Source organism: Streptomyces sp. NPDC050263 (assembly GCF_040655955.1).
Taxonomy (GTDB): Bacteria; Actinomycetota; Actinomycetes; order Streptomycetales; family Streptomycetaceae; genus Streptomyces.
The window spans coordinates 1-21,619 of record NZ_JBFAKW010000025.1; the positions used below are offsets into that span (position 1 = coordinate 1).

Sequence of the window (21,619 nt, forward strand, 5' to 3'; positions counted from 1 at the left end):
AACGGCCCCATGCCATGGTCACGGTATGGTGCGGCAGATTCACAGTTTCATAGTGTTTCGGTGGTCATAGCGTGAGGGAAACGCCCGGTTACATTCCGAACCCGGAAGCTAAGCCTTACAGCGCCGATGGTACTGCAGGGGGGACCCTGTGGGAGAGTAGGACACCGCCGAACAAATATTACGGGAGACCCCCGCACCATCAGGTGCGGGGGTTTTCTGCATTCAGGCTCGTTTAGGGTCTAGTCATGCGCTACGACCTGGTGATCTTCGACAACGACGGTGTCCTCGTGGACAGCGAGCCGATCTCCAACCGGCTGCTGGCCGGCTATCTGACCGAGCTCGGGCATCCCACCTCCTACGAGGACTCCATCCGGGACTACATGGGCTCTGCCATGCACCGGATCCACGACCTGGTGCAGGAACGTACGGGGGAGCGGTTGCCGGCGGAGTTCGACGACACCTTTCACCGGCGGGTGTTCGCGGCATTCGAGCGGGAGTTGGAGCCGGTGCCGGGCGCCGTGGACGTTCTCGCGAAACTGGCCGCGGACGGGGTCCCGTACTGCGTGGCCTCGTCCGGGAGCCATGAGCGGATTCGGGTGGGGCATTGGAAGACGGGGCTCGACCGGTGGTTCGACGAGTCGCGGATCTTCAGCTCGCAGGATGTCGGGAAGGGGAAGCCGGCTCCGGATCTCTTCCTGCACGCGGCTGAGCGGATGGGGGTGGCTCCGGAGCGGTGTGTGGTCGTCGAGGACAGTCCGCTGGGGGTGAGGGCGGCTGTGGCGGCCGGGATGGACGTGTACGGGTTCACCGCGATGACGCCGGCTGCGAAGCTGGCGGGCGCCACTCAACTCTTCTCCGGCATGGGGGAGTTGGCCGACCTGTTGATCTGACCGGCGGCCTGACATTTGTCATGCGTAGCTCCGGACGATCGTTTCTACTGGGGGACCCGTGCCGGCGGCGAAGCTGAGGGCATGACGACGAACCAGCACAAGAGCCGGCACCAGAAGCTGAATGCCTTCACCCCGCTCATCGTGGACGTTGCGGTGCCGCTCGGGTCGTACTACCTGTTCAAGAGCGCGTTCGGGATGAGCACCTTCGCCGCTCTCGCCTGGAGCAGTGTCGTGCCGGCCGGGCGGACGCTGTGGAGCGCGGTCAGGGAACGGACGGTCAACGGGCTCGCGGGGCTCATCCTCGTCGTCAACGTCGTCGGGCTGGTGCTCAGCTTTCTCTCCGGGGATCCGCGGCTGATGCTGGCCAAGGACAGCGGGGTCAGCAGCACGGTCGGGATCGGGATCCTGGTCTCCGTGGCGTTGGGGAGGCCGATGATGACCGCGGGGCTCAAGCCGTTCCTGGTGAAGGGCGACGCGGTCAGGGAGGCTGCCTGGGAGCGGCTGGAGAGCGGGGCGTCGGTCGCGTCGGCGGACTTCGGGAGGCGGGAGCGGGCCTTCTCGACCGTGTGGGGTGTGGTGCTGCTCGCGGAGTGCGTCGTACGGGTCGTGGGGGCGTACACCGTGCCGGTGGACACGATGGTGTGGCTCGGGTCGGTGGTGATGGTCGTGGCGATCGGTCTGGGGGTCGGGCTCGGTGGGGCGCTCGGGGCCGGGCCGATGGAGGCGATGGTCAGGTTCGAGGCGTTCGATGCGGCGGCCGGAGAGGCTGCTGAGGCCGAGGTCGGGAGGGCTGAGGTCGCCCTCGCCCGGTGAGGCCGGGAAAGCTGAGGAGAATTCATCTTTGGCTGGATCTACCCACGAGTACGCCGGGGCCCTACGCTCGCCGCCATGACAGATGTGCTGCGGCGCGGTAGGGCCTCTTTGGCGTTCAGCTTCTTCGCGCAGGGAGTCGCCTTCGCTCTGCTCGTGACCCGGATACCGGCCATCCAGGACCGGTACGGGGTCTCGGACGCGCTACTGCCCGTCTTCCTCGCCGCCGTGCCCATCCTGGCCGGGGTCGGGAGTGTGACGACCGAGCAGTTGGTGAAGCGGATACCGCCCAGCCGGGTGCTGCGCTGGTCCCAGCCGGTGGTGCTGCTGGCGCTGCTCGCGGTAGGGGCGGGGCGGGGACTGCCCGAGTTGGGGATCGCCCTGGCCGTCTTCGGGCTCGCCGTGGGGGCGCTGGACGCCTCGATGAACATGCTCGGGGTCAGTCTTCAGCGGGCGTACGGGCGCAGCATCATGCTCAGTTTCCATGCGGTGTTCAGCCTGGGCGGGATCGTGGGGGCCTCGCTGGCATGGGTGGGGGCGCACTGGCATCTCGCGCTCTGGGTGTCGTATCTGCCGGTGGTGGCGGTGTTGCTGCCCGTCGCTCTCGTGGGGAGCCGTTGGTATGTCGACGGGGGCTCGGAGGCCGGTGCGGAGGACGGGAGTGGCGCCGAAGCGCAGTCGGGTGTCGGCTTCAAGTTGTTGCTGCCGCTGTGTCTGGTGATGGCCTTCGCCTATATCGGGGACTCGACGGTCTCCAACTGGAGTGCGAAGTATCTGCAGGACGTGCTGGGGAGTTCGGAGCAGCTGGCGACCGTCCCGTACAACGTCTACATGGTGACCACGCTGCTGGGGCGGGCCATAGGGGATGTCGGGGTGCGGCGGTTCGGGGCCGCGGCGGTGGTGCGGCTGGGGGCCGTGGTGGCGGCCGCGGGATTCGCGGTGGTGGCCGTCGCGCCCGGGGCGTGGGTGGGGATGCTGGGGTTCACGTTGGTGGGGCTCGGGCTGTGTGTGCTGGTGCCGCAGACGTTCGCGGCGGCGGGGCGGTTGTTCCCGGGGGCTTCGGATGCGGCGATCGCCCGGCTGAATATCTTCAATTACGTCGGCTTCCTGGTCGGTTCGCCGTTGGTGGGGGCGCTCGGGGATGCCTGGAGCTACCGGGGGGCGATGGCGGTGCCGATGGTGTTGGTGCTGGTGACGTTGGTGTACGCCCGGTCGTTCGCCGCTCAACCGGACCGATACGGTGGCGGGCATGAGCGGCCGCGCACAGCTGATGTGGGACGAGGCAGTAACGGGCTATGACTTCGGGCCCGAGCATCCGATGGATCCGGTCCGGCTGGATCTGACCCGGAGGCTGGTCCGTGCCCTGGGGCTCGATCGGGAGATGGACGTCGTCGCGGCGAAGCCCGCCGGGGAGTCGACGTTGCGCCTGGTGCACCGGGAGGACTACGTCGAGGCCGTCAAGGCGGCGTCGGCGGAGCCGGGGGCGGCGGACCAGTCGTACGGGCTGGGGACGATGGACGATCCGGCCTTCGCGGGGATGCACGAGGTGTCCGCGCTCATCGCCGGGCTCTCGGTGGGGGCGGCGGAGGCCGTGTGGCGCGGGGACGCGCTGCACGCGGTGAACTTCTCGGGCGGCCTGCATCACGCGATGCCGGGGGGCGCGTCGGGGTTCTGCATCTACAACGACGCGTCGCTGGCCATCGCCCGGTTGTTGGAGCTGGGGGCCGAGCGGGTCGCGTATGTGGACGTGGACGTGCATCACGGGGACGGGGTGCAGGCGGCGTTCTGGGAGGATCCGCGCGTTCTGACGATCTCGTTGCACGAGCATCCTCGGACGTTGTTCCCGCAGACCGGGTGGCCCGAGGAGACCGGGGCCGGGGCGGGGGAGGGGTCCGCGGTGAACGTGGCTCTGCCGGCGGGGACCGGGGACGCGGGGTGGCTGCGGGCGTTCCACGCGGTGGTGCCGGAGCTGATCGCCGACTTTCGGCCTGATGTGCTGGTGACCCAGCACGGGGCCGATACGCACTTCGAGGATCCGCTGGCGCATCTCGCGGTGTCGCTCGACGCGCAGCGGGCTGTGCAGGTGGCCTGTCATGAGCTGGCGCACGAGTACGCCGGGGGGAAGTGGGTCGCGTTGGGCGGGGGCGGCTATGCGGTGGTGGAGGTGGTGCCGCGGTCGTGGGCGCATCTGGTCGGGGTGGTGGCGGGGGTGCCGGTGGCTCCGGAGACGGTGATTCCGGAGAGTTGGCGGCAGGAGGTGTTCGCTCGTACGCGGCAGTTGGGGCCGGGGCGGATGACGGACGGGCGGTGGCCTGTGGGGTGGGAGGCGTGGGACGCCGGGTACGACCCTGCGGATCGGCTGGATCAGGCTGTGTTGGCTACTCGGCGGGCGGTGTTTCCGTTGCGGGGGCTGCTGGCGTAAGCCTCTGGCGGCGCGGCGCGGCGCGGCGCGGCGGGAGTGTGCGGGTGGGGCGCGGCGGGAGCGTGCGGGTGGGGCGCGGCGGGAGTGTGCGGGTAGGGGTGGCCGGCCCTGGGGGCTGTGCCCGCAGACCCCCTTTCGGCCTGGCCGGCCTCGTCCTCGAGCTCCCCCAGAAGGGGCGCCCCGGATGGGCTGAGTCGGTTAGGCCAAGGGTGCTGTGTTGGTCCCGTTTCCGGCCCGGAACTGCTTCTCGGGCGTCAGCATCGACGTGTGTTGAGTACCGAGGCCCTTCGGGCACATCTGCTTGCTGCGCGGCTGGCCGGGGTGGTGGCCACCTCGCGGGAGGAGAGTCTGCGGAGTTATCGGCTGTTCGCTGCTCGGGATCCTCGGGTGTTGATCGGGCTTGATCCTGAATGGAGTTGGGGTCAGCGGGATCTGATCGCGTTGATGGCGGACAAGTGCGGGGTTTCGGCCGATCCTGGATGCGTGTCGGGGCATGATGTGATCGATCCCGAGCGGACGGTCGCCGCGCTCGACGCGTTCGCGGAGCGGCTCGCCTCGGTTGCCCAGCGTGGTGCTCCCGTGCTCCTCGGCACCGGGCATCCCCATCGGCTGCTGGGGTTCTACGCCGGTCTTGCGGACGCTTTGTCGGCGGCGGGATGTGATGTTCTCACCCCGGCGCAGGGTCACCGTGTCGACATAACGACCCGGTTCGGTCTACGTACGCACAACCTTGATTACGTACGGGGGGTCGCGGTCGTCCGGGAGGCCGGGGTCGAACGCGCCGGTTGTGCGACCGGTGCGCACAGCCATTCTCCGCTGCCGGTTCGGGTCGCTCTCGCGGCTGCCGCGGAGGGCGGGGGGCCGTTGCCCGAGCTGGTGATCGGGGACCACGGGTGGGTCTGCGGGGCAGGTCAGCTGGGGTTCGAGGCCGTCGGACTGGCGGACACCGACGACCCCGCGCTGTTCGTGGGGGAGGCCGAGGGGATCGTCTCCGTGGTCGTTCCACTTGATGACGCTGTGCGGTCCGGTTACTACAGGCCGCTGACCCGCTACGTACTCAATCGAGCGTGTCTGTCACAGTAGGCCGCTGATGGGTGCACCTCTTCCCCACTCGCATCACCCGCCCCTACATTGGGGAGTGAGCACGCAGCGACGAAGAGTCACCGGAAGGGGAAGCCGGTGGCCGAAGAGTCGAGTGCGGAAGGTTCAGGTGTGTCATGGCTGCAGCTGGCGAGAGGCCTCTGAACGAGGTTCAGTTCCTTACCGTGGCGGAAGTCGCCTCGGTGATGCGAGTGTCGAAGATGACCGTGTACCGGCTGGTGCACAGTGGTCATCTGCCCGCGATTCGGGTGGGGCGGTCCTTCCGCGTCCCCGAGCAAGCGGTTCACGAGTACCTCCGCGAGAGCTACGTGGGGGTGGAAACCGCCTGACGGCCGAGGTCCCGGGGCCTGTCCGCAGGGCGGGCTCCCGGCTGGAGGGGGCCGGCCTCAGGGCCGTCTCGGGCCCCTCCAGCCCCTCGATTACGACCTCAGCCCGCGGGCGGGTAGGCTAGCCCCTCGTAGGTCGTATGGGCCCATGGCGCCCAGCACCGAGTGATGAGAAGTGAGCGAGGGTAGTCGTGGGCTCTGTTATCAAGAAGCGGCGCAAGCGGATGGCCAAGAAGAAGCACCGCAAGCTGCTGAAGCGCACCCGCGTTCAGCGTCGCAACAAGAAGTAAGCGCACGTCTTACTTCGCGCGACGCGAGCCGCGTTGGCGTCGTGTGGCCCCCCATCGTGTTATCGGTGGGGGGCCACACGTATGTGCACGGGTCGTGCGGTCGGCTGAACGCCGTGCGTATGCCTGGACGGCCACCGTGGCTGATCTGGGCGTACGACCGCACGTTCTGGTCACCTCGTGCATCGGGCGGTCATCACAGCGCAACACCGACCCGCTAAGTTGGCCCGCAGACGGGGAACTCGGCAGGGCGGCAGCGGTTCCAGGACGGAAGGAAGGCGCTGATCTTGGGGAAGGTCGTGCTCGTTACCGGAGTGGCCCGTCAGCTGGGGGGCCGGTTCGTGCGTCGGATCCAGCGTGACCCACAGGTCGACCGGGTGGTCGCCGTGGACGCCGTGCGGCCCGAGCACCATCTCGGGGGCGCCGACTTCATCCAGGCCGACATCCGGCAGCCCACCATCGCGCGGGTCCTCGCCGAGACCGGCGCGGACACGGTCGTCCACCTGGACGTGACGGCGACCGCGCTGGGCAGCGGCAGCCGGACCACGGTCAAGGAGACCAACGTCATCGGGACCATGCAGCTGCTCGGGGCGTGTCAGAAGTCGCCGAACGTGAAGCGGCTCGTCGTGAAGTCCAGTACGAACGTGTACGGGTCCGCGCCGCGTGATCCCGCCGTGTTCACCGAGACCACGCCGGCCAAGTCGTTGCCCAGCGGCGGCTTCGCGAAGGACACCGTCGAGGTGGAGGGATACGTGCGGGGCTTCGCCCGGCGGCGGCCCGACGTCGCCGTGTGCGTGCTGCGGTTCGCCAACATCCTCGGGCCCACCGCCGAGACGCCGCTCGCCTCATACTTCTCGCTGCCCGTCCTGCCGACCGTGTTCGGCTACGACCCCCGGCTGCAGTTCGTCCACGAGGACGACGTGATCGAGGTGCTGCGGATCGCCTCGCACGATCCGGAGCGGGGCACGCTCAACAGCGGCACCTTCAACATCGCCGGTGACGGCGCGCTGTTGCTGTCGCAGTGTTCGCGGCGGCTCGGGCGGCCCACGGTGCCGCTGCTGCTGCCGGCCGTCACCTGGGCGGGGTCCCTGGTGCGTACGCTCGGCATGACGGACTTCTCGCCCGAGCAGATCCGGCTGCTCACCCACGGCCGGGTTGTGTCGACGGTCCAGATGCGCGAGACGCTGGGGTTCACGCCCCGATACACCACGGCCGAGACGTTCGCGGAGTTCGCGCGCAGTCACGGACCCGGACTGTTGCCGCCCGAGGCCGTCGCCGGGGCGGTCGACCGGATCGCCGCGGTGTCGCTGCCGCTGCCGGGCGGCGGGCGGTCCCCGGCCCGGCGGCCGGCCCACCCCCCGACGCAGAGCGCCAACTGAGGAGCGCATCAACGATGGCGGACGCCAAGGTCATTCCGTTCGACGACGACCGGACCCGGGGGAGCGCCGTGCCTCGGCCGCCCCGCCGCCGGGGCGCGGGGAGCCGGCGCAGGAACGGCGAGCCCGCGCCGGTCAGGGAGATCGGCGAGGTCGGTGAGGTCCAGCCCCTGCCCACCAGGGCGATTGGGCAGGATGATGTTCCTGTGACGGGTGAGGAACGGCCGGGCGAGGACGGGGGCGGCCTTGAGCGGCGGATCGCGGGCGGGCTGTCCTTCCTGCGCCGACGCCTCACGGGCGACTACGAGGTCGACGACTTCGGCTACGACGAGGAACTGACCGACCAGGTCCTGATGTCGCTGCTGCGGCCGTTGTACGAGAAGTACTTCCGGGTCGAGGTCAAGGGCGTCGAGAACATCCCGGCGGAGGGGGGCGCGCTGATCGTCGCCAACCACTCCGGGACGGTCCCGATGGACGGCCTGATGATGCAGGTCGCCGTCCACGACCATCACCCCGCGGGACGGCATCTGCGTCTCCTCGCCGCCGACCTCGTGTTCATGCTGCCGGTGGTCAACGAGCTGGCCCGCAAGCTCGGGCACACCCTTGCCTGCGCGGAGGACGCCGAACGGCTCCTGGCGCAGGGCGAGGTGGTCGGGGTGATGCCGGAGGGCTTCAAGGGCATCGGGAAGCCCTTCAGCGAGCGCTACAAGCTGCAGCGGTTCGGCCGGGGCGGCTTCGTCTCCACGGCCCTGCGGCAGGGCGCTCCGATCATCCCCTGCTCGATCGTCGGGGCGGAGGAGATCTACCCGATGATCGGCAACGCGAAGACTCTGGCGCGGGTGCTGGGCTTCCCTTACTTCCCGCTGACGCCGACCTTTCCGTGGTTGGGTCCGTTGGGCGGTATTCCGTTGCCGACGAAGTGGACGATTCAGTTCGGCGAGCCCATTGCGACGGACGGTTTCCCGCCGGAGGCGGCGGAGGACCCGATGTTGATGTTCAATCTGACCGACCAGGTGCGGGAGCAGATTCAGCACACGCTGTACAAGCTTTTGGTGCAGCGGCGGTCGGTGTTCTTCTAGTTCAGGTGTTCTTCCCGTTCAGCGGTACGGCTGTGGGGGCGCCCTTCTCAGAAGGGCGCCCCCACAGCCGTTGCGTGCTGGTGTTACTCCGCGTCCTCGCTGTCGATGCCCAGGCCTGGGAGCAGACCGGGGAGGAGGGGCGGGAGGGTGACGTCGGGTGGGGTGGTGGGGGTGTTGGCGGTCGGGGTGGTGGTGTCGGTGTCCTTCGGGGGGTCGAGCAGGCCGCCGGTGTTGCCGCCGAGGAGGCCGTCGTCGCCGGTGCTGCCCGACGTGGACGACTTGCTGGGGCTGCCGGTGCTGCTGCCGACGCCGGCGGAGGTGTCGGCGCCGGTGCCCGGAGCGGTCGAGTGGCCGGTGTCCGAGGTGCCGGTGGACGTCGAGCCGGGGCCGCCCTGGCGGGTGCCGCCGCCCTGGGCGGGGGGTTGCGGGAGGAGGGACTGCAGCGGGGCGACCTCTTCGTCTATGGCTTCGAAGACCGACGAGACCTGCTGACTGACGTCGCCGAGCTGGACCGGCAGGCGGTCGCGCAGGGCGCCCCAGGCCTCGCGGTGCGAGCGGGAGAAGGCGTCCAGCGCCTGGATGGGGCCCAGGGAGTTCGGGTCGCGTTCGTACGCCTCGTGGAGCAGGCGGTGGCCTTCCGACGCGTCGTGCTGCATGCCGTTCAGGGCGCGGCGGATCTCGCCGAGGGACTCGTGGTCGAGGTCGCCGCTGCGGCCCCGTTCCATGAGCCGGCGGGCTTCGCTGAGCCGGGTGGAGGCCTGGTCGAGATATGTGCGTCCGCGATCGTCGTCGCCGTCGGCCAGGATGTTGAGCTTGAAGTCCTCGATGCCGCGCTTCAACCCGTAGAGCCCGTCGCCCGGGAGGGCGTCGGAGCTCGCGGCGGCCACGCCGCCGAAGGCGCCCGCCGCGACGCCGACGCTGAGGCCGCCCGCGGTGAGGCCCTTGGCCAGGCGGGAACGTGGCCGGAACTTGCCCAGGGGACCGGCCCGGTGAGTGCCCCTGGCCCGGTGGGAGCGTTGCTCCGGCACCGAAGGGTCCGACGCTTCGCCTCCCGCGGCACCCGCCTGCAGCATGGCCTCCATTGCGGCGACCAACTGGGCCCGCTGGACGACCTTGACCTCGGGGTCCATCTCCGGCTTGGGCAGCTCGGCGAGACTCGTGGCGAGGGCCAGTAGCTGGCCCTGCCCGGTCTGGTCCGCAGCGGCCGGTGCCGGCGGTGATCCTTCGGTCTGCTCGGCCGCCGTGCCCTGGTCGGACTGCTCCTCCAGGGCCTGGGCGAAGGCGTTCGCCCGCCGGTGCGCCGATACGTTCGCGATCACTGGCGGCACCTCCTCTCGTCATGACGGTCGACTCCCCGGGGGTCCTGAGGGTTGCACGTTCCCGGCCGGGTCCACACGATCGAGTGATCGGGGTCGGCCGGGAGGTGACCGCAGGGAGCCTGTATCCCGCACAACGACTGGCGCGGCACTTGGGTTACGGACTGCGGATGATCCGATCGGGAAGGCAACGGACTTTCACTGAAGGTGAGTTGGCGTCACGGAGTGTGTGGCGTCGGCTGTGGGCGGGGGGAGGGCGGAAAGGGAGCGGAAGGGGCGGGGTCAGCGGGCGTCTTCCGGCAGGAGACGGGCCAGCGTGCGGACGGCCCGGTACTGGAGGGTCTTGATCGCGCCCTCGTTCTTGCCCATCACGCGCGCGGTCTCGGCGACGGACAGGCCCTGGAGGAAGCGCAGGGTCACGCATTCCTGTTGCTGGGGGTTGAGCCGGCGCACGGCGTCCAGCAGCGCGGCGTTGGAGAGGGACTCCAGGACGGAGTCCTCGGGTGAGCGCTCGACCTCGTTGGCGTCGAGCATCTCGCCGGTCGTGACCTCGAGCCGGAAGCGGCTCGACTTGAAGTGGTCGGCGACGAGGTTGCGGGCGATGGTGACGAGCCAGGCGCCGAAGTCGCGGCCCTGCCAGGTGAACGTCCCGATGCGGCGCAGGGCGCGCAGGAACGTCTCGCTGGTGAGGTCCTCGGCGGTCGCCTTGCCGCCCACTCGGTAGTAGATGTAGCGGTAGACCGTGTCGCTGTACTGGTCGTACAGGCGTCCGAATGCGTCGGCCTCGCCGGCCTGGGCGCGTTCGACGAGGTCCATCATCCGGGCGCTGTCGCTGTCGGCGGCCGGTCGGCGGGCCGCGGGCGCGCCGGCCGTGCGTCCTCGTCTGCCGACCGCGGCGGTGCCGTCGGCCAGTGCGTAGCACGGGCCGACGGGTACGGCGGCGAAGGCGGGGACGGCGTACGCGGTGGGGACGAAGCCGCGCAACAGGTCCTGGACCGTAGCGACCGTTGCGCGCAGCGTAGCCAGGCCCGAGGTGTCAACCCCGACGTGTGGGTACACGGGACTCCCAGAGGCAGAGCTTCCATCACGTGCAGTACGGAACCGTTCACCCGTCGTAGCGACAGGAGGGGTACCGGATTGCGTTTGAGGAGAATAACGCTTCGTGCAGGCCCTGCTACACCGAGTTGCTCAAATCATCGATTACGTCGCTTCTGTGGCCTATTGACGCTCGATCAAGTTGCGTAGGGTGAGCGATTCTTGATCGAAACGGTTCGAGTTTCGGGTCGGTACGGGGCGTGTTGTGGCTGTGCGCGGACAACATGACTGGATGGGGGGTTACGCGGGTACGACCGTTGGATTGGCCGGGTTTGCTCGTGGGTGTGGGGTGTTGTCGGGCGGCATGACGAAAGCGGCCGGGGCGGTCGTACAACCGCCTCGGCCGCTTCTCGTGTCTCTCGGGGGGCTACCGCCGTCGGCGGGACAGGGCGATCGCCGCTGCCGTGCCGCCGGCCACCGCGCCCACGCCGGCCGCCGCCGGGATGCCGACCTTCGCCGCCTTGCGGCCCGTGCGGTAGTCGCGCAGCCGCCAGTCGAGGTTGTGGGCGTGCTTGCGGAGCTTGGTGTCGGGGTTGATGGCGTAGGGGTGGCCGACGAGGGAGAGCATCGGGATGTCGTTGTGGGAGTCGCTGTAGGCCGCGCAGCGGGAGAGGTCCAGGTTCTCCGCCGCCGCCAGTGCGCGTACCGCCTCCGCCTTCGCGGGGCCGTGCAGCGGCTCGCCGACCAGCTTGCCCGTGTAGACGCCGTCGACCGACTCCGCGACCGTGCCCAGCGCGCCGGTGAGGCCGAGGCGGCGGGCGATCACCTGGGCGATCTCGACCGGGGCCGCTGTGACGAGCCACACCTTCTGGCCGGCGTCCAGGTGGGCCTGGGCGAGGGCGCGGGTGCCCGGCCAGATGCGCTCGGCCATGTACTCGTCGTAGATCTCCTCGCCGATGGACATCAGCTCGGCGACGCGGTGGCCCTGGACGATCGACAGCGCCGAGTCGCGGGCCTCCTGCATGTGTTCGGGGTCCTCGACGCCGGCCAGCCGGAACCACGCCTGCTGCCAGGCGAAGCGGACCAGGTCGCGGGTCTCGAAGAACTTCCGTTTGTACAGGCCGCGGCCGAAGTGGAAGAGCGCGGCGCCCTGCATCACGGTGTTGTCGAGGTCGAAGAAGGCGGCGGCCAGCGCGTCGCCGTGCACGGGGAACTGCGGTTCCCGGTCGGAAGCGTCCAGGGTGTCCTGGGTGTCGAGCGCGTCCTGTGCTTCCTGCGTGGACTTGCGGGCTGCCTCCGCCGAGGCCTCGCCTGCCAACACGCTCCGCGCCGTGGCGGAGCGCCTACGGGGAGTGAGCCATCCTAGAGCGGCCATGGCGTGAGCATAGCCAGTCTGTTCGGCGGTTCCGCAGGCGCGAGGTTCGAAGGGTGTGAACTCTCCGCGACCGGGCCGTTAAAGAAGCGCGAGAATAGCGGTATGAGTCCCCTCTTTCGACGTAAGGCCGACCCGGGCGAGCGGTCGGTCACTCTCATTCGCAAGTCCGGTTGTCATCTGTGCGACGACGCGGAGCTCGTGATCGAAAAGGTCTGCGCGGAACTCGGCGTGCCCTGGGAGCGGAAGGACATCACCGAGGACCGGGAACTGTACGACCAGTACTGGGAGCAGATCCCGGTGGTTCTCGTCGACGGCCGTCAGCACACCTTCTGGCGGGTGGACGAGGGGCGGCTGCGCAAGGAGCTTGCCGGGTGAGCCGGTTGGCCGAACTGACCATGTAGTACAAGGATGTACCGAACGTCGTTTAGGATCGATGGCGGTTTTGTCTCGGGGGCGGGATTCACGAGGAGAGTGACGGTTTTGCCCCCTGGAATGATGCGCGTGACCCCGGTCACGTTGGGCGGGCAAATCGGACACCATCTTTGTGCACGCGTTCACAAAGACATAGCCTGCACTCGACGGGGCGGTCCGGGTACGTGTGACCGCCTGCAGCCCCGCTCTACCCGCAGGAGCACCGTGGCAACTGGCCGAACTCACCGACCGGCGACCCGTAGCCGAGGGATTCCCGAGGCCACCGTCGCCCGGCTTCCGCTGTACCTCCGCGCGCTGACCGCACTGTCGGAGCGCTCGGTGCCCACGGTCTCCTCCGAGGAGCTCGCGGCCGCGGCGGGGGTCAACTCCGCCAAGCTGCGCAAGGATTTCTCCTACCTGGGTTCTTACGGAACGCGTGGTGTCGGCTACGACGTCGAGTATCTCGTCTACCAGATCTCCCGCGAGCTGGGTCTCACCCAGGACTGGCCGGTCGTGATCGTCGGCATCGGTAACCTCGGCGCGGCGCTGGCCAACTACGGCGGGTTCGCCTCGCGTGGATTCCGGGTGGCGGCGCTCATCGACGCCGATCACGCGATGGCCGGGAAGCAGGTCGCCGGGATCTCCGTGCAGCACAGCGACGGCCTGGAGAAGATCATCTCCGACAACGGCGTGTCGATCGGAGTGATCACCACTCCGCCGGCCGTCGCCCAGCAGGTCTGCGACCGGCTCGTGGCCGCCGGCGTCACCTCCATCCTGAACTTCGCGCCGACCGTGCTGTCCGTGCCGGACGGCGTCGACGTGCGCAAGGTCGACCTCTCCATCGAGCTGCAGATCCTCGCCTTCCACGAGCAGCGCAAGGCCGGCGAGGAGGCCGCGGCGAACGAAGCCGTCGCGGCCGTGCCCGTCAGCCGCGACGACTCCACCGACCAGGGGCCCGACGGGGACGTACCCGCCGTGATGCCGGCATGAGTCTCCTCGTCGTCGGGCTGAGCCACCGCAGCGCACCGGTCAGCGTGCTGGAGCGGGCCTCGCTGTCCACGGACGCCCAGCTCAAGCTGCTCCAGGACACGGTCGCCGCCGAGCCGGCCGCCGAGGCCGCCGTCCTCGCGACCTGCAACCGGATCGAGCTGTACGCCGACGTGGACAAGTTCCACGCGGGCGTCGCCGAGCTGTCCACGCTGCTCGCCCAGCACAGCGGCGTCGGCCTGGAGGAGCTCACCCCTTACCTCTACGTGCACTACGAGGACCGCGCCGTCCACCACTTCTTCTCGGTGGCCTGCGGGCTGGACTCGATGGTCGTCGGCGAGGGGCAGATCCTCGGGCAGATCAAGGACGCGCTGGCCCGGGCGCAGGAGCTGCACACCGCCGGGCGGCTGCTGAACGACCTGTTCCAGCAGGCCCTGCGGGTCGGCAAGCGCGCCCACTCCGAGACCGGCATCGACCGCGCCGGGCAGTCCCTGGTCACCTTCGGCCTGGAGCAGCTGGCCGCGGGCGGGGACGTGCAGGACTGGGCGCGGGGCAAGCGGGCGCTCGTCATAGGCGCCGGTTCCATGTCCTCGCTGGCCGCCGCCACCCTCGCGCGCGCCGGGGTCGCCGAGGTCGTCGTCGCCAACCGGACCCTCGACCGCGCCGAGCGGCTCGCCCAGATACTCGTCGAGGCGGACCGCACGGGCGTGTCGGCCCGTGCGGTACCGATGGAATCGGTGCCGGCCGAGCTGACACGTGCCGATGTGGCCGTCTCCTGTACCGGGGCGACGGGCCTGGTCCTGACGGCGGAGGCGGTCGCGACGGCCGTCGAGGGCCGCACGGGACTGCCCGCCGCCTTCGACGCCGAGGCTCTCTCGACGGACGACGTGCGGCCGCTGCCGCCGACCTCCGTCGGGACCGATGAGGGCTGTCCGCTCGATCTGGCCGCCGTCCAGCAGGCGCCCGTGCAGTCGACGTCCGGGTTCTCCGTGCTGGGGGAGGCCGCCGTGGCCGGCATGGACGCGGCCACGCTGGAGCAGCACGCCGCCTGGGTCGACAACGCGACCGTGGACCGGCGGCTCGCCGCCCGCCGCAGCCCCGAGGCCGACGCCGAGCTGATCACCGCGCTCGCCGCGATGGCAGCCACCGTCGGCCGGATCCCCGAGCGCCGTGGGCCCGAGTCGGTTCCCACGGTCGCCCGCCCGCAGCCCGTGCTCTTCCTGCTCGACCTCGCGATGCCGCGGGACGTCGACGCGGCCGCGCACCGGCTCGCCGGGGTGCGGCTGGTGGACATCGAGTCGCTGGCGGAGGCCTCGGCCGACGCGCCGATGGCCGCCGACGTCGACCAGGTGCGGCGGATCGTCGCCGACGAGGTCGCCGCGTTCGGCGCCGCGCAGCGCGCCGCGCACATCACGCCGACCGTGGTCGCGCTGCGTGCCATGGCCGCCGAGGTGGTGGCGGGCGAGATCGCCCGGCTGGACGGGCGGCTGCCCGGGCTGGACGACAAGCACCGCGCCGAGATCACGCAGACCGTGAAGCGGGTCGTCGACAAGCTGCTGCACGCGCCGACCGTACGGGTCAAGCAGCTCGCGGCCGAGCCCGGCGGCGCCGGGTACGCGGACGCGCTGCGGACCCTGTTCGACCTCGACCCGGAATCGGTGGCCGCCGTGTCCCGGGCCGAGGACAGCACCGAGAAGAACGCAGAGAACCGAGGGCCGGCATGAACGGCATGAGTAAGGCACTGAGACTGGGGACGAGGCGAAGCAGACTCGCCATGGCCCAGTCCGGGCAGGTCGCGGACGCCGTGAGCCAGGTGACCGGACGGCCCGTGGAGCTCGTCGAGATCACCACCTACGGCGATGTCTCCCGCGAGCAGCTCGCACAGATCGGCGGCACGGGCGTCTTCGTGACCGCGCTGCGTGAGGCGCTGGCCAAAGGCGAGGTCGACTTCGCGGTTCACTCGCTGAAGGACCTGCCGACCGCGCAGCCCGAGGACCTCGTCCTGGCCGCCGTACCGGTGCGCGAGGACCCCCGCGACGTGATCGTCGCCCGGGACGCGCTGAAGTTCACCGACCTGCCGCGCGGGGCACGCATCGGCACCGGTTCGCCGCGCCGCATGGCGCAGCTGAACGCGTACGCGCGCGCCCACGGGCTGGACATCGAGACGGTGCCGATCCGCGGGAACGTCGACACGCGGATCCGGTACGTGCACGAGGGCGAGCTGGACGCGGTGGTGCTGGCCGCGGCCGGCCTGAGCCGTATGGGCCGCCTCGACGAGGTCACCGACTTCCTGTCGATAGACACGGTTTTGCCCGCTCCCGGCCAGGGAGCACTGGCGATCGAATGCGCCGCGGCCAACGCGGACCTCGTCGCCGCACTCGGTGAGCTCGACGACCCGTTCACGCGGGTCGCCGTGACCGCCGAACGGTCACTGCTCGCCGCCCTGGAGGCCGGTTGCAGCGCCCCTGTGGGCGCGCTGGCCGACCTTCTGGCCGACGGGCAGATTGTCAAAGAAATGCGCCTGCGGGGCGTCGTCGGCACGACCGACGGCACTCGTACGGTGCAGCTGTCCACCACCGGTCCCGTGCCCGAGACGCACGACCGGGCAATGGCGCTCGGTCGCGAACTCGCCGCCGAGATGCTTGCCCAGGGCGCGGCCGGTCTGATGGGGGAGCGAGCACAGTGAGCCCCACCACCCTTCCAGCCGCTGGTCCTGAACACGGGCACGTCACCTTCCTGGGTGCCGGACCCGGGGATCCGGGACTACTGACTCTGCGCGCCGTGGAGGCGCTGGCGCACGCGGACGTCCTCGTCGCCGAGCACGAGGTGCTCGACGTCGTACGGACGCACGCGAGGCCGGGCGTCGCCGTCGTGAACGCGGAAGCGGGTCCTTCGTCGGACCCTCTTCCGGGCACGGGAGCGCCCCTCCCGACGGTTGTTGACGGTAAGTCAACAACCGTTGAGGTACCCGCTGTGCGCGATGCCGCACATCTTGTCATGGAGGCCGCGCGGGGCGGCAGGCGGGTCGTCCGTGCGGTGTCCGGGGACCCGGGACTGGATACGTACGCGGCGGAGGAAATGCTCGCGTGCGCGGCGGCCGGCGTCCCCTTCGAGGTGGTACCCGGTGTCGCGGCCGCCGTCGGCGTGCCCGCGTACGCCGGCGTGCCGCTGCGGGACGCGCAGGGCGCGGACGTCCGATTCGTCGACGCGCGGACCGCTTCGGACCGCTGCTGGACGGAGGTGGGGGCGTCCGACGGCACTGTTGTCGTGTCGACGACCCTGGACTCCGTGGCGTCGGCCGCCGGAGAACTGGTGTCGGCGGGGCGCAAGCCCGATACGCCGATGACCGTGACGGTCGCCGGCACGACGACGCGGCAGCGCACCTGGACGGCGACCCTCGGCACGATCGCGCAGACCCTGAAGCAGGCGAAGGCGCTGCCCTCGCCCGAGGGCGGTCGGCCGGTGATAGTCGTGGTCGGTGAGCGCTCCGCACCCGCCCAGCGCGACCAGCTGTCGTGGTTCGAGTCCAAGCCGCTGTTCGGCTGGAAGGTGCTCGTGCCGCGTACGAAGGAGCAGGCGGTGTCGCTCTCCGACCAGCTGCGGTCGTACGGGGCCGTGCCGCACGAGGTGCCGACGATCGCCGTCGAGCCGCCGCGGACCCCGCAGCAGATGGAGCGGGCGGTCAAGGGCCTGGTGACGGGCCGGTACGAGTGGATCGCCTTCACCTCGGTGAACGCGGTCAAAGCCGTCCGGGAGAAGTTCGAGGAGTACGGGCTCGACGCGCGTGCCTTCGCGGGCATCAAGGTCGCGGCCGTGGGCGAGCAGACGGCGAAGGCGTTGGTCGCGTTCGGTGTGAAGCCGGATCTGGTGCCCAGCGGCGAGCAGTCCGCGGCGGGGTTGCTGGAGGACTGGCCGCCCTACGATCCGGTGTTCGACCCGATCGACCGGGTGTTCCTGCCGCGGGCCGACATCGCCACGGAGACGCTGGTCGCCGGGCTGATCGAGCTCGGCTGGGAGGTCGACGACGTCACCGCCTACCGGACCGTGCGGGCCTCGCCGCCGCCGGCGGAGACGCGGGAGGCGATCAAGGGGGGCGGGTTCGACGCCGTTCTGTTCACCTCGTCGTCCACGGTGCGGAACCTGGTCGGGATCGCCGGCAAGCCGCACAACGTGACCGTCATCGCGTGCATCGGGCCGGCGACCGCCAAGACCGCCCAGGAGCACGGGCTTCGGGTGGACGTGATGGCTCCGGAGCCGTCCGTGCACAAGCTCGCGGAGGCGCTGGCCGACTATGGGCTGCGGCGGCGGGCGGCTGCGCAGGAGGCGGGCGACCAGGTGAGCCGGCCCAGCGAGCGGCGGCCGGGGGCTCGGCGGCGCAGGGCTACCTGAGGCAGCGGTGTGGGGTGGGGCGGTAGGGGGTTTTCGCCCCCGCCGCCCCTTCCCGTTCCCTTCCCCTTCCCCTTCCCGTTCCCTTCCCCTTCCCATCCCTGGGGGCTGCGCCCCCAGACCCCCCTTCGGCCTGAACGGCCTCGTCCTCAAGCGCCGGACGGGCTGGAAGGCAGGCGGCACCCCGACTGGGCGTCGGCAAAAGGGGGTGAGGAGCGGGCGTAGCGTTAGGTGCATGACGACGTACGGATCCTTTCCCGGTTCGCGGCCTCGTCGGCTGCGGACCACTCCCGTCATGCGGCGCATGGTCGCGGAGACCCGGCTGCACCCGGCTGATTTCATCCTGCCCGCGTTCGTGCGGGAGGGCGTGAGCGAGCCTGTGCCGATCCAGGCCATGCCCGGGGTCGTGCAGCACACGCGCGACAGTCTGAAGAAGGCCGCGCTGGAGGCCGTGCAGGCGGGAGTCTCGGGGATCATGCTCTTCGGGGTGCCGGAGGAGTCCAAGAAGGACGCGCTCGGGACGGCGGGGACCGATCCGGGCGGGATCCTTCAGGTCGCCATTCGGGATGTTCGGGCCGAGGTCGGCGATGAGCTGCTGGTGATGTCCGATCTGTGCCTCGACGAGACCACCGATCACGGGCACTGCGGGGTGCTGGACTCCGAAGGGCGCGTCGACAACGACGCCACCCTCGAGCGGTATGCCGAGATGGCTCAGGTGCAGGCCGATGCCGGGGCGCATGTGGTGGGGCCCAGCGGGATGATGGACGGGCAGATCGGGGTCATCCGCGACGCCCTTGACCAGATCGGGCGGGAGGACGTCGCCGTCCTCGCCTACACCGTCAAGTACTCGTCCGCCTTTTTCGGGCCTTTCCGGGAGGCCGTCGGGTCCTCGCTGAAGGGGGACCGGAAGACCTACCAGCAGGATCCGGCGAATTTCCGGGAGTCGATGCGTGAGCTCGCGCTCGATCTGGAAGAGGGCGCCGACATGGTCATGGTCAAGCCGGCCGGGCCCTACCTCGACATCCTGGCGCGGGTCGCGGACGCGGTGGACGTGCCCGTCGCCGCCTACCAGATCTCCGGTGAGTACTCGATGGTCGAGGCCGCCGCCGAGAAGGGCTGGATCGACCGGGACCAGGCGATCTTCGAGACGCTGACCGGCATCAAGCGGGCCGGGGCGCGGAACATCCTCACCTACTGGGCCACCGAGGCGGCCCAGAAGCTGCGGTAACTCCCTGCCTGTTCCCCTGCCTGTTCCCCCTGCGTGCCCTTCTGCGTGACCCTTCCGCGGGTCACCAGGACAGGACGTCCTCCATGTCCTGCTGCCAGTACGTCACCGTCAGGGAGTTGTCGTAGTAGACGCCTCCGGTGGGCAGCGACGGCTTCGCGGCCGGGCCGCCGTCGCTGCCCGGGTCCATGCCCTGGAAGTAGATCGTCAGGTTCTTGGAGGTCGAGCCGCCCTCGCCGCTGCCGTCGGCGGCGGACAGCCGCACGCCCGCGTAGCCGGACTCGCCGGGCGCGAGGGTCGTCACGGCCTGCGGCTGCGTGTCCTCGTCCACCGGCGGCACCGACTGCGCGCCGTCGAACTTCAGGGCCGGGTAGTAGAAGAGGTCGCAGACCTTGCTGCCGGTGTTGGTGACCGTGAGCAGCATGTGGTTCAGGGGACGGGTGAGGGTCTGCGCGGTGACCTTGGTGTTCGAGCCGTTGCAGGTGACCCGGTTCGCGGGGTCCCACGGGTCGGCGGTCTTCGTCGCCGCGGCGGCCGCGGCCGGCGGGTTCTTCGCCGGGGTGGTGGAGGTGCCGGACCCTGTGCCCGTTCCCGTTCCCGTTCCCGTTCCCGTTCCCGTGCCGGTCGTGGTCCCGGTCGTCTTGCCGGTCGTCGTGCCGGTGCCGGTGGTCGCGCCGGTGGTCGCGCTCGTGGCGGGGGTCGGCGGGGCCGTGGTGGAGTTCGTCGTCGACGAGGCCGGCTGCGACGCGCCCTCGTCCTGGACGCCCGTCCCGTTCTTGCAGGCCGTGAGTGCGAGGGCCGCCAGGGCGGTGAGCGCGAGCAGGTGGCGGGTGCGGCGGATACGCATGGTCAAGTCCTCTTCCGGGATGGCGGGTTGAAGCGACGTGCTTGGATGGCCACAGCTTGGGAGGCGATCCGTCCCGGCCGCCACGCCTGCCGGACGATCCGGGATGCTGGAACGCCGACAACGGGTCTGACCTGGTGAAACGCACCATCCCTGGAACGCCGGGATGGGACATGGGGAGTGGGGAAACGGTGTCTACGGCCGAGTTCGCGGAGTTGCTGCGGCAGTTGAAGGAGCGGTCCGGGCTCAGCTACGGGACGCTCGCGAAGCGGCTCCACATGAGTACGTCGACGCTGCACCGCTACTGCAACGGGGACGCCGTCCCCACGGACTACGCCCCGGTGGAGCGGCTGGCCCGGCTCTGCAAGGCGTCCCCGCAGGAGCTCGTCGAGCTGCACCGGCGGTGGGTGCTGGCGGATGCGGTGCGGGGGAGGAAGCCGGCCGCTGAGGGGGACGGCGGCGACGGCGGCGATCCTGTCGCGGAGGTCGGCGTCGTCGCGGATGCGGGCCGTGCGGACGCCGGTGCCATGGATGCCGTCGTGGACGTCGGGGTCGTGGACGTCGGGGTCGTGGACGTCGGGGTCGTCCCGGAGGAGAGCGGCGGGCGGGGGTGGAGGCGGCGGCGGGCGTTGCTGCTCGCCGGTGTCGGGGTCGTGGCCGGTCTCGGGTCCGTCGCTCTCGCGCTCTCGTTGACCCTGCCGTCCGGTGGCTCGGGGCGGGACGGGGACTCCGGCGACAGTGCGGTGGGGGCGGCGGCCTCCGTGCAGGGGAAGGGGGCGCAGAGCGGCTCGCCGTCCGGCTCCGGCTCGGCTTCGCCTTCCGTCTCCGCTTCCGCCTCGGCCTCGGAATCCGCGTCCCCGTCGGCCGTGGCCTCGCCCTCGGCTGCGGCGGAGGGCAGCGGCGCGGCGGCCTCCGGCGCCGTCCCGCTGACCGTCAGCGCCCGGCCCTACGCCTGGGTGGACCCCTGCTCGCAGCACTACCTGATCGACCGGGAGCCGGGGAAGGTCGCCCCACCGCCCCTCGAACAGGACGCGCCCGCCTGGGTGGCCGCGCACGGGGCCGTGTCGTCGGGGAGCCAGTTCCTGGAGTTCACCGTGCAGGGGACCGGTAAGGAGACCGTCGTCGTGGACGACGTCAAGGTCCGTACGGTGGCGAAGCGTTCGCCGCTCGCGTGGAACGACTTCGCGATGGGCTACCCCGGGGTCGGCTGCGGCGGCGGAGTGCCGACGCGCTACTTCACCGTCGCCCTCGACGCGGCGCGGCCCGCGCTGGTGCCCGAGGCGGGGCACCCCGACTTCCCGTTCAAGGTGAGCGCGACCGACCCGGAGATCTACTACGTGAGCGCCGACGCCTCCGCGTACGACGTGAGCTGGCGGCTGGAGCTGTCCTGGTCCAGCGGGTCACGGCACGGCACGCTCATCCTCGACGACGGCGGCGAGCCGTTCCGCACCAGCGGCAACAACGGGCGGCCCGCCTACGAGTTCCCGCTCGGCGGCTCCGCGTGGGGGCCGGCGGGGTCGTTCGACACGCCGTAGGAGCCGGGCAGGGCGCCGGAGCCGTTCAGGGTGCTGGAACTCGACGGGCCCTCGTCGCGCAGGCCCTGGCCGTCGTGGCATGCGGTCAGGGTGAGCGCGGCGGTGGCGGTCAACGCGACGGCCAGCAGACGGACGCGGCGGCGGATGCGGCGGCGGATGCGGCGGGTGGGCATGGGAACAGCCTGGGCCGTACCGCCCGCGACTGCCACGTTCG

At 70.5% G+C, this 21,619-nt stretch carries 21 protein-coding genes and 1 rRNA gene; 17 read left to right on the top strand and 5 right to left on the bottom strand.

Features of this window, described 5'->3' with window-relative positions; translation table 11 throughout:
- Positions 1 to 56: 56 nt before the first annotated feature.
- The 10 genes from rrf to AB0J04_RS14395 all read left to right on the top strand — a co-directional run bounded on the left by rrf (position 57) and on the right by AB0J04_RS14395 (position 8,291).
- A 5S ribosomal RNA gene (gene rrf, locus AB0J04_RS14350) occupies positions 57 to 173 on the top strand.
- A 72-nt stretch (positions 174 to 245) separates the two neighbouring features.
- Positions 246 to 890, top strand: a complete 645-nt coding sequence (locus tag AB0J04_RS14355; protein WP_363168692.1) for an HAD family hydrolase — start codon at positions 246 to 248, stop codon at positions 888 to 890.
- Positions 891 to 971: 81 nt separating this feature from the next.
- The gene (locus AB0J04_RS14360) at positions 972 to 1,703 is read left to right on the top strand and encodes a VC0807 family protein (RefSeq protein ID WP_363168693.1); all 732 of its coding nucleotides are present in this window, start codon (positions 972 to 974) and stop codon (positions 1,701 to 1,703) included.
- A 75-nt stretch (positions 1,704 to 1,778) separates the two neighbouring features.
- On the top strand, positions 1,779 to 2,999 hold the full coding sequence (locus AB0J04_RS14365; protein ID WP_363168694.1) for an MFS transporter: 1,221 nt from the start codon (positions 1,779 to 1,781) through the stop codon (positions 2,997 to 2,999).
- Positions 2,950 to 4,122, top strand: a complete 1,173-nt coding sequence (locus AB0J04_RS14370; protein WP_363168695.1) for an acetoin utilization protein AcuC — start codon at positions 2,950 to 2,952, stop codon at positions 4,120 to 4,122. The genes AB0J04_RS14365 and AB0J04_RS14370 overlap by 50 nt, the downstream gene beginning before the upstream one ends.
- Positions 4,123 to 4,389: 267 nt before the next feature.
- A complete protein-coding gene (locus AB0J04_RS14375; RefSeq protein ID WP_363168696.1) occupies positions 4,390 to 5,205 on the top strand; it encodes a phosphatase in 816 nt (271 codons plus the stop codon).
- Between the two features lie 134 nt (positions 5,206 to 5,339).
- Positions 5,340 to 5,552, top strand: coding sequence for a helix-turn-helix domain-containing protein (locus AB0J04_RS14380; protein ID WP_004984898.1), 213 nt, complete (start codon positions 5,340 to 5,342; stop codon positions 5,550 to 5,552).
- A 188-nt stretch (positions 5,553 to 5,740) separates the two neighbouring features.
- Complete coding sequence (locus AB0J04_RS14385; RefSeq protein WP_003948845.1) at positions 5,741 to 5,839, top strand: AURKAIP1/COX24 domain-containing protein; 99 nt, start codon at positions 5,741 to 5,743, stop codon at positions 5,837 to 5,839.
- Between the two features lie 284 nt (positions 5,840 to 6,123).
- Positions 6,124 to 7,215 (top strand): NAD-dependent epimerase/dehydratase family protein, encoded by a 1,092-nt coding sequence (locus AB0J04_RS14390; RefSeq protein WP_363168697.1) that lies wholly within the window; start codon positions 6,124 to 6,126, stop codon positions 7,213 to 7,215.
- 14 nt (positions 7,216 to 7,229) lie between these two features.
- Positions 7,230 to 8,291 carry a lysophospholipid acyltransferase family protein gene (locus tag AB0J04_RS14395; RefSeq protein WP_363168698.1) on the top strand — a complete coding sequence of 354 codons (1,062 nt, stop codon included), beginning with the start codon at positions 7,230 to 7,232 and terminating at the stop codon, positions 8,289 to 8,291.
- 83 nt (positions 8,292 to 8,374) lie between these two features.
- Here the strand turns inward: AB0J04_RS14395 and AB0J04_RS14400 are convergent, their stop codons facing one another.
- The 3 genes from AB0J04_RS14400 to AB0J04_RS14410 all read right to left on the bottom strand — a co-directional run bounded on the left by AB0J04_RS14400 (position 8,375) and on the right by AB0J04_RS14410 (position 12,017).
- On the bottom strand, positions 8,375 to 9,610 hold the full coding sequence (locus tag AB0J04_RS14400; protein ID WP_363168699.1) for a DUF5667 domain-containing protein: 1,236 nt from the start codon (positions 9,608 to 9,610) through the stop codon (positions 8,375 to 8,377).
- Between the two features lie 279 nt (positions 9,611 to 9,889).
- Positions 9,890 to 10,666, bottom strand: coding sequence for an ECF subfamily RNA polymerase sigma factor, BldN family (locus AB0J04_RS14405; protein WP_363168700.1), 777 nt, complete (start codon positions 10,664 to 10,666; stop codon positions 9,890 to 9,892).
- A gap of 403 nt (positions 10,667 to 11,069) precedes the next feature.
- Positions 11,070 to 12,017 (bottom strand): HAD-IB family hydrolase, encoded by a 948-nt coding sequence (locus tag AB0J04_RS14410; protein ID WP_363168701.1) that lies wholly within the window; start codon positions 12,015 to 12,017, stop codon positions 11,070 to 11,072.
- 102 nt (positions 12,018 to 12,119) lie between these two features.
- Here AB0J04_RS14410 and AB0J04_RS14415 point away from each other — a divergent pair, with 102 nt between their 5' ends.
- The 6 genes from AB0J04_RS14415 to hemB all read left to right on the top strand — a co-directional run bounded on the left by AB0J04_RS14415 (position 12,120) and on the right by hemB (position 19,029).
- On the top strand, positions 12,120 to 12,392 hold the full coding sequence (locus AB0J04_RS14415; protein WP_363168702.1) for a glutaredoxin family protein: 273 nt from the start codon (positions 12,120 to 12,122) through the stop codon (positions 12,390 to 12,392).
- A 261-nt stretch (positions 12,393 to 12,653) separates the two neighbouring features.
- Positions 12,654 to 13,418 carry a redox-sensing transcriptional repressor Rex gene (locus tag AB0J04_RS14420; protein ID WP_363168703.1) on the top strand — a complete coding sequence of 255 codons (765 nt, stop codon included), beginning with the start codon at positions 12,654 to 12,656 and terminating at the stop codon, positions 13,416 to 13,418.
- Complete coding sequence (locus AB0J04_RS14425) at positions 13,415 to 15,139, top strand: glutamyl-tRNA reductase (RefSeq protein ID WP_363168705.1); 1,725 nt, start codon at positions 13,415 to 13,417, stop codon at positions 15,137 to 15,139. The genes AB0J04_RS14420 and AB0J04_RS14425 overlap by 4 nt, the downstream gene beginning before the upstream one ends.
- Before the next feature lie 5 nt (positions 15,140 to 15,144).
- Positions 15,145 to 16,101, top strand: a complete 957-nt coding sequence (hemC, locus tag AB0J04_RS14430) for a hydroxymethylbilane synthase (protein WP_363168706.1) — start codon at positions 15,145 to 15,147, stop codon at positions 16,099 to 16,101.
- Positions 16,098 to 17,804 (top strand): bifunctional uroporphyrinogen-III C-methyltransferase/uroporphyrinogen-III synthase, encoded by a 1,707-nt coding sequence (locus AB0J04_RS14435; protein WP_363168707.1) that lies wholly within the window; start codon positions 16,098 to 16,100, stop codon positions 17,802 to 17,804. Before hemC ends, AB0J04_RS14435 begins: the two co-directional genes overlap by 4 nt.
- 232 nt (positions 17,805 to 18,036) lie before the next feature.
- The gene (gene hemB / locus AB0J04_RS14440; protein WP_363168708.1) at positions 18,037 to 19,029 is read left to right on the top strand and encodes a porphobilinogen synthase; all 993 of its coding nucleotides are present in this window, start codon (positions 18,037 to 18,039) and stop codon (positions 19,027 to 19,029) included.
- Between the two features lie 61 nt (positions 19,030 to 19,090).
- Here the strand turns inward: hemB and AB0J04_RS14445 are convergent, their stop codons facing one another.
- Positions 19,091 to 19,873: a DUF4232 domain-containing protein gene (locus tag AB0J04_RS14445; RefSeq protein WP_363168709.1), complete on the bottom strand. Its 783-nt coding sequence runs from the start codon at positions 19,871 to 19,873 to the stop codon at positions 19,091 to 19,093.
- 188 nt (positions 19,874 to 20,061) lie between these two features.
- On the opposite strand from AB0J04_RS14445, the gene AB0J04_RS14450 reads away from it, so the two are divergent.
- Positions 20,062 to 21,405 carry a helix-turn-helix transcriptional regulator gene (locus tag AB0J04_RS14450; RefSeq protein ID WP_363168710.1) on the top strand — a complete coding sequence of 448 codons (1,344 nt, stop codon included), beginning with the start codon at positions 20,062 to 20,064 and terminating at the stop codon, positions 21,403 to 21,405.
- Here AB0J04_RS14450 and AB0J04_RS14455 read toward each other — a convergent pair.
- Entirely contained in the window at positions 21,345 to 21,578 is a 234-nt protein-coding gene (locus AB0J04_RS14455) for a hypothetical protein (protein ID WP_363168711.1), read from the bottom strand. The two genes, AB0J04_RS14450 and AB0J04_RS14455, sit on opposite strands and share 61 nt — an antisense overlap.
- Between the last annotated feature and the right edge of the window lie 41 nt (positions 21,579 to 21,619).